The sequence below is a fragment of the Candidatus Omnitrophota bacterium genome (assembly GCA_014728045.1).
Taxonomy (GTDB): Bacteria; Omnitrophota; Gorgyraeia; order Tantalellales; family Tantalellaceae; genus WJMH01.
Genome location: WJMH01000026.1, coordinates 1 through 7,114 on the forward strand (window position 1 = coordinate 1; position 7,114 = coordinate 7,114).

Below are 7,114 nucleotides of genomic sequence, written 5' to 3' on the forward strand. Positions count from 1 at the left end.
AATTCTGATCACCGGCCCGGGACTAATTGCTTATGGTCCCGGACTTTTTTTGTATGGCCTTTCATCCGTTTGACTTTCCCTTCTATATGAGAGATAATAATATTAGTAATATATTCCACATAAGTCATTATAAATAATAAAGAAAAGGGGGGAATGAAATGGCTGCGGACAAGGATAAGATCAACGAAAAGGTCAAAAAAGAGAGCGCTTTTATCGAAGACCTTCTTGCGATGATGAGAAAGGTCATAGTAGGCCAGCAGTACTTCATGGAGAGGCTTATAGTCGCTCTTCTTGCCAACGGGCATTTGTTGGTCGAGAGCGTGCCGGGACTGGCCAAGACCATGTCCATCACGACTCTCGCTAAATGCGTGAGCGCGGCTTTCCAGAGGATACAGTTCACCCCGGACCTCCTTCCGGCGGATATCCTGGGAACGCTTATCTATAACGCGAAAGAGGGCAAGTTCGAGGTTAAAAAGGGACCCATATTCGCCAATATCATACTTGCCGACGAGGTCAACCGTTCCCCCGGCAAGGTCCAGGCGGCTCTATTGGAGGCCATGCAGGAAAGGCAGGTCACGATCGGGGTCGAAAGCTACAAGCTCGCTCCGCCTTTTCTGGTGATGGCGACGCAGAACCCCATCGACCAGGAAGGCACTTATCCCCTGCCGGAAGCCCAGGTCGACCGCTTTATGCTGAAACTCACCATAACCTATCCCGAACCTGACGAGGAACTTGTTGTCCTCAACAGGATGGAGAGCGACATAAAACCCATAGAGGTGGATTCGGTGGTGACCTGTGATGATATCCTCAACGCCAGGAAGACTGTTGATGAGATATACGTTGACGACAAGATAAGGCAATACATAATCGATATTGTTTTCGCGACGCGTTACCCGAAAAAGCACGGCCTTGAGAAACTTGAGAACCTTATACAGCTAGGCGCTTCCCCCCGCGCCACGATAGCGCTGATAAAAGCGGCAAAGGCGTACGCTTTCATGAAGGGAAGGGGTTACGTTACCCCGCAGGACGTAAAAGCGGTAGGCTTCGATATTCTCAGGCACAGGGTGCTCCTAAGTTACGAGGCCGAGGCTGAGGATATGACGCCGGAAGACATGATAACGACGATATTCGAAAAGGTGCCGATACCGTAATCATGATACCGATAGAGATACTGAAAAAAATAAAACTGATACAGATATCCACGGCAAAGAAAGCCACGGACCTTTTTGCCGGAGAGTATAAAAGCGTCTTCAAGGGCCGGGGCCTCGAGTTCGAGGAGGTGCGTGAATACGTGCCCGGTGACCCTATTCGGTCCATAGACTGGAACGTGACCGCCCGGATGGGAAAGCCCTATATCAAGAAGATGATAGAGGAGAGGGAGCTTACGATAATGTTCCTTCTGGACCTTTCCCGGTCAAGCTGTTTCGGCAGCGTCAACAAGCTCAAGAGGGACCTGGCCGCGGAGGTATGCGCGGTCCTGGCTGCCGCGGCAACGAAGAACAACGATAAAGTGGGGCTAATAGTCTTTACCGACAGGATAGAGTTTTACATGCCCCCCAGGAAGGGCACGAAGCACGTTTTCAAGCTTATCCGCGAGGCGCTGTATTTTAAGCCGGAAGGGCGGGGTACGGATATCCCGGGGTGTCTTGAGTTCCTGGACAGGGTAACGAATAAGAGCACGGTCACCTTCATAATATCGGATTTTTACGCGGAGAACCTGAAAAAACCGCTCTCAATAGCGAGCAAAAAGCACGATGTCGTGGCTGTCCACATCTCTGACCCCAGGGACATGGAGATGCCGAACGTGGGAGTGGTGGAGCTGGAAGACTCCGAGACCGGGAAGAGTTATCTGGTGGATACTTCCGACAGCAGTGTGAGAGAGGAATACACAAGAGGGGCCCTTAAAAAGGCAGAGGAACGCAAGAAAATCTTCTATTCGGTAGGAATGGACAGGGTGCTTGTGAGTACCGCGGAGCCTTACGAAAAGGCCCTTATAAGGTTTTTCAGCACGAGACGGACAAAGAAATAAGGCAGGTGCGAGGTAAGATGGTCAAATTACCCCCGAAAAAGGTTTTTGATGTCGAAAAATACCGCATGGAACATGCTCCCACGGTTTGGTCCAGGGTAGGGCGCATCGTGGAAAGGATCGGCGGTCCCAGGCGTATTGCCGTCTATTCACTGATGTTCATTCTCTTGGTGGCAGGCGTTGTCTATTACGCGTTCTTCAGGCCGGTCCCCCTTAAGGTGACCGCCTCGGTGCATCCGGGAAGGATACTTATCGGGGATACGGCCGAGTTCACCCTGAGGATTATCCGGGACAAGGATACCGAGATAGAACTTCCCGACCTCGAGAAAGAGCTGGAAGATTTCCAGATCCGCGGTAAAGAGACCGTTAAAAGCGCCTTTTCCAGGAGAAGGGTAAGAAAGACCGTTTACCGGATAACCAAGTATGAGCCCGGTGAATACAAGATACCGCCCTTACCGGTATTATACCGGGGCAAAGGCAGGATCTGGAAGACCGCCAATACCAGGGAGGTTACCCTGAGGGTCAGGAGGCTCGTCCGGTTGGACGACATTGAGCCCGGCAGGCGTATCAATATCGGCGGAAGGATCAAAGGCGGGATGAAGGGTACCGGCATGCCATCGTCTCCCGGAGCTTCGGGTATGGGAGAAGGTCCCTCCGTGGCTGCTCCCATACGGTTCTATATACACGATCTTGAAGGGCCCAGGAAGATCTATACCTGGAAGGATATAGCTTTAAGGGCCGGGTTATATACTGCAGGCGGTATCCTGCTTCTATTCATAGGGCTTATCGTAATAAACACCATAAGGTACAAACCGGGCCCCGGTCCCGTGCCTCTGCACGTTATGGCGCTTGATGCGCTCGGGAAGCTGCGCTCTGAAAAACTACTTGAGAAACAGGAGTATAAAGAGTTCTGCCTCGGGCTTTCGAGGACCCTGATGGGTTATGTGAGGATACGCTTTAAGATGAGGCCGGTGGAGATGACGAGCCAGGAGTTCATTAATGATCTTGAGCAAGTGGAGGCGCTCGGTAAAAAAGACAAGGATTTCGTTAAAGATGCCATCTCTTTATGTGACAGGATAAAGTATTCCCCCGGGGAAGCGGATAAAAAATATCTGGAAGATCTTCTCGGGAAAGTTAAAGCTTTCGTCGAAAAGACAAGGGAACGCGAAGAGGAGGAAGAGGAAAAGTGATATTCAAGAACCCTTTTGTATTATCGCTTCTATTGGCGTATTTCTTCGCGCTTTTCATAACCAGGCAAAAGCGCAGGGAGAGGGGGTTCATTTTCCCGACGGACGAGCTTATAAAGGGTTTCAGGGGGAATTTCAAGCTGTGGCTTATCAGGAAAGTCCCGTACCTGAGGATACTGGGCGTGATCCTGGTGATACTGGCCCTGGCAAGGCCCCAGCTCGCGCGGGAAGCCGAGATCAAGAAAGAAGGTATCGCCATCATGCTCGCTATCGATACCTCCAGCACGATGACGGCCGATGACATCAAGCTAGGGCTGGAAGACATGGTCGAAAAGGATATGCTGGGCAAGTCACGGAACGTCACCCGGATAGATGCGGTAAAAGAGGTCGCGAGGGATTTCATAAACTCGCGCGAGAACGACATAATAGGGGTTATCGCTTTCGCGGCGGACGCTTTCGTGGTATGCCCTCCCACGTTCGACCACGAGTGGCTTCTTAAGAGCCTGGAAAGGGTGAAGATAGGGATCATCAAGGACGGCACCGCGATAGGCTCGGGGATACTCTCCAGCCTGAACTCGCTCAAGGATGTGGAGGCGCGGAGCAAGGTGATAGTGCTCCTTACCGACGGGATCAATAACTTCGGGAGGATATCGCCCCTTGTCGCGGCAAAAGCTGCCAGGGCCCTTGGGGTCAAGATTTATCCCATCGGCGTGGTAAGGGCCGGCGGAGGGCTCCAGGAAGCCGATGACGGTTCGGGCAGGAGGGTTTACAGGGAACCTGTGATACAGGTCGACGAAGAAGAATTAAAAAAAATAGCCACTCTAACGGACGGTGCGTATTTCAGGGCGAGTGACATGAACACTCTCCGGGAGAGTTACCGGGAGATTGACAGGCTCGAGAAGACCGGTATCGAGCAGAAAAGTTTCGAGGAGTACGTGGATGTATTCCAGTACTTTATCTTCCCGGCGCTCGGCTTACTGCTTCTGGAGATGATACTGCGTAACACGTTCTTAAGAAGGATACCGTAAAGATGAAGTTCGGTGATTTTCAGTTATTCACATATTTGATATGGCTTGTACCGGTACTGGCGCTCTTCTACGCTTGGGCCATGAAAAGGGAGACGAGAACAATAGAGAAATTCGCCCAGAAGGAGCTCCTCTCGGGTATAGCGCCATTTTATGACGCGAAACTCAGGAAGATGTGGGTGGTTTTTAATATTACTGCGGTTCTTTTTATGATAATAGCTTTATCGAGGCCGCAGTGGGGGTTTTACTGGAAGGAGGATGAACGCAAGGGGCTTGACGTGGTAATAGCCGTTGATACCTCTCGAAGCATGCTTGCGGTGGACATACAGCCCAACAGGCTGAGTTTCGCGAAAACGGAGCTCAAGGATTTCGTGAGAAGGCTCAAGGGCGACAGGGTGGGGTTAATAGCCTTCTCCGGGCAGGCGTTCCTCCAGTGCCCGCTTACAGCGGATTACAACGGGTTCCTGCTGACGCTGAACGACCTGAGCACGGAGACCATCCCCACGGGGGGAACTTCCATCTCCAGCGCGATAGAGGAGGCTATAAGAAGCTACAAGGGAGCGGCTACGAGGCACAGGGTCATGATAATCATCACCGACGGGGAGACAACGGAGGCAGGCACTGAAAAAGCCGTGGAGCGCGCGCGAAAGGAGGGCATAACCATATCCTGCATAGGTATAGGTACTCCGAAAGGCGATTTTATACCTTACCTTGATGAAAAAGGCCAGAAGGTCTACGTCAAGGACGCCAAGGGTAACCGCGTCAAGTCGCGCCTTATGGAAAGCACGCTCCAGATGATAGCGGAGAAGACCGGGGGTATATACGTGAGGGCCTCGCAGGCGGACTTCGGTCTGAGAGAGATTTACGAAAAACGCCTGTCAAAACTGGAAAAGAAGAAAACCGAGGAGAAAAAAGTAAAAGTATACAAGGAAAGGTACCAGTACCCGCTGGCAGTGGTATTGCTGCTCTTTTTCGGGGAACTGGTCCTTAAAGCGCGGAAACGGGAAGCATAACAATGAAAACGAGGATATTTTTCAGGAAACTTTTAGCTGTACTGATATCAGTCTCATTGATAACAGGTCCCGTGCGCGCTGATGATGCCGATAAGAAGCTGATGAAGTTCGCCAACGGTCTTTTTCGCGAGAAAAAATACGAAGAAGCGCTGGAAGTATACAAGGAACTTCTGAAAAAGAGACCCGATTCTCCCCTGGTAAACTTTAACGCGGCAACGGTGTATTACGAGCAGGAAGACTACGACACGGCCATCAAATCCTTTACGCGAGCTCTCAGTACGGAGGATATCTCCCTTGAAAAAGACGCTCTCATGGGCATAGGGAACTCTTACTACAGAAAAAGCGAGTCCATGGAAGATATTAACATGGAAGAGGCGGTGGCCCTCTGTAAAAAGGCCCAGTCCTATTATAAAAGAGCGATCGACGTGGACGAAGGCGACAGAAGGCCTAAATACAACCATGAAGTGGCGGCTAAACGGATAATAGCCTTAAAAGAGAAGAAAAAGCGCATGAAGGAGTCCTCTTCAAAAGCATCGAGGAAGAATGCCAGGCAGAGGGAAGAGGACCGGAAGCAGAGAAGGAGACGGCAGCGCAGGCAAGAAGACCAGAAAAAGCAGGAAGATCGCGATAAAGAGGACAGCCAGCGCGACCAGGAAAGGAAGCAGGAAGATCAGGATATAAAAGAAAAGCGCCGCGAAGAAGACCGTAAGAGGCAGCAGAAGAGGCAGGAAGAGGACCGCCGGCGTGAGGATAAGCGCCGCGAGGAGGACAAAAAAGATCGCGAGGATAAGAGCCAGCCTCAGGATGAGGAATCGCGCAAGAGAAGGCAAGAGGAGCGGGACAGCAAGAGGCGCGAAGAAGACCGCCAGCGGGAAGAGAAGCGGCGCCAGGAGGACAGGGGAAAAGAGCAGGAGCGCCGAGAAGAAGACCGTAAGAGGCAGGATAGGCGCCGCCGGGAGGATCAGAGAACCGAAGACCAGAGGCGCGAAGAAGACCGTCGCAGGGAAGACAGAAGGCGCGAAGAAGATTCAAAAAGGCGTCAGAAAAAAGCCAAAACCGATAAAGAGCGCCAGAAGGAACAGCAAGAGCAGAAGAGGCGCCAGCAGCGCCGGGAAGAGGATCGTCAAAAAGACGACCAGAGGCGCCAGGAGGATAGAAAAAGGCAGCAACAGCGGCGCGAGGAAGACCGCCGGAGGGAACAGGATCGCCGCAGGCGGGATGAAGAAACCCGCAAGAAACGGCAGGAAGAGGATCGGGAGAAGCAGAAACGCCGGCAGGAGGAGGACAGAAAAGACCGTCAGGACAAGAGTCTGCCGCAGGATGAGGAATCACGAAAGAGGCGCCAGGAAGAAAGAGACCAGCAAAGGCGCGAAGAGGACCGTAAGACCGAAGAGAAAAGACGGGAGGAAGACCAAAGGAGACGCCAGCAGCGCAGGGAAGAAGACCGGCAGAAAGACCGGAACAGGCGCGAGGAGGACCGCCAGAAAGAAGACCGGAGACGCCGGGAGGATAGAGAAAGGCAGGATCAGCGCCAACGGGAAGATACAGAGAGGAAAAAAGAAAGAGCCAAAAGCGAAGAAGAGCGGAAAGATATTGAAGAAAAAGCCAGGCGTGAACAGAAACGCCGCGAAGAGGACCGAAAAAGGGAAGACCGGAGGAGGCAGGAGGACCGGAAGGAAGAGGACAAAAGACGCGAAGAAGACCAGAAGAAGCGGCAGAAGCGGCGCGAGGAGGACAGGGAAAAAGAGCAGGAGCGCCGTGAAGAGGACCGCCGGAGGGAAGAAAAGAGGCGCGAGGAGGACCTGAAGGACCGCCAGGACAAGAGCCTGTCGCAAGATGAGGCCTCACGCAGAAAAAGGCAGC

At 52.3% G+C, this 7,114-nt stretch carries 6 protein-coding genes; all 6 read left to right on the forward strand.

The window, feature by feature from the left end; translation table 11 throughout:
* Positions 1 to 158 precede the first annotated feature (158 nt).
* Positions 159 to 1,151, forward strand: a complete 993-nt coding sequence (locus GF409_08900; GenBank protein ID MBD3427318.1) for an AAA domain-containing protein — start codon at positions 159 to 161, stop codon at positions 1,149 to 1,151.
* 2 nt (positions 1,152 to 1,153) lie between these two features.
* Complete coding sequence (locus GF409_08905; GenBank protein ID MBD3427319.1) at positions 1,154 to 2,029, forward strand: DUF58 domain-containing protein; 876 nt, start codon at positions 1,154 to 1,156, stop codon at positions 2,027 to 2,029.
* A 17-nt stretch (positions 2,030 to 2,046) separates the two neighbouring features.
* Positions 2,047 to 3,216, forward strand: coding sequence for a hypothetical protein (locus GF409_08910; protein MBD3427320.1), 1,170 nt, complete (start codon positions 2,047 to 2,049; stop codon positions 3,214 to 3,216).
* Complete coding sequence (locus GF409_08915; protein ID MBD3427321.1) at positions 3,213 to 4,241, forward strand: VWA domain-containing protein; 1,029 nt, start codon at positions 3,213 to 3,215, stop codon at positions 4,239 to 4,241. The genes GF409_08910 and GF409_08915 overlap by 4 nt, the downstream gene beginning before the upstream one ends.
* Before the next feature lie 2 nt (positions 4,242 to 4,243).
* Complete coding sequence (locus GF409_08920) at positions 4,244 to 5,251, forward strand: VWA domain-containing protein (protein MBD3427322.1); 1,008 nt, start codon at positions 4,244 to 4,246, stop codon at positions 5,249 to 5,251.
* Between the two features lie 2 nt (positions 5,252 to 5,253).
* The coding region (locus GF409_08925) for a tetratricopeptide repeat protein (GenBank protein ID MBD3427323.1) at positions 5,254 to 7,114 on the forward strand (1,861 nt) is incomplete at its 3' end.

What these genes read in the sequence shown, in the direction of transcription:
- GF409_08900 (MBD3427318.1), top strand. Translation starts at nt 159, where the DNA reads ATGGCTGCGGACAAGGATAAGATCAACGAAAAGGTCAAAAAAGAGAGC.
- GF409_08905 (MBD3427319.1), top strand. Translation starts at nt 1,154, where the DNA reads ATGATACCGATAGAGATACTGAAAAAAATAAAACTGATACAGATATCC.
- GF409_08910 (MBD3427320.1), top strand. Translation starts at nt 2,047, where the DNA reads ATGGTCAAATTACCCCCGAAAAAGGTTTTTGATGTCGAAAAATACCGC.
- GF409_08920 (MBD3427322.1), top strand. Translation starts at nt 4,244, where the DNA reads ATGAAGTTCGGTGATTTTCAGTTATTCACATATTTGATATGGCTTGTA.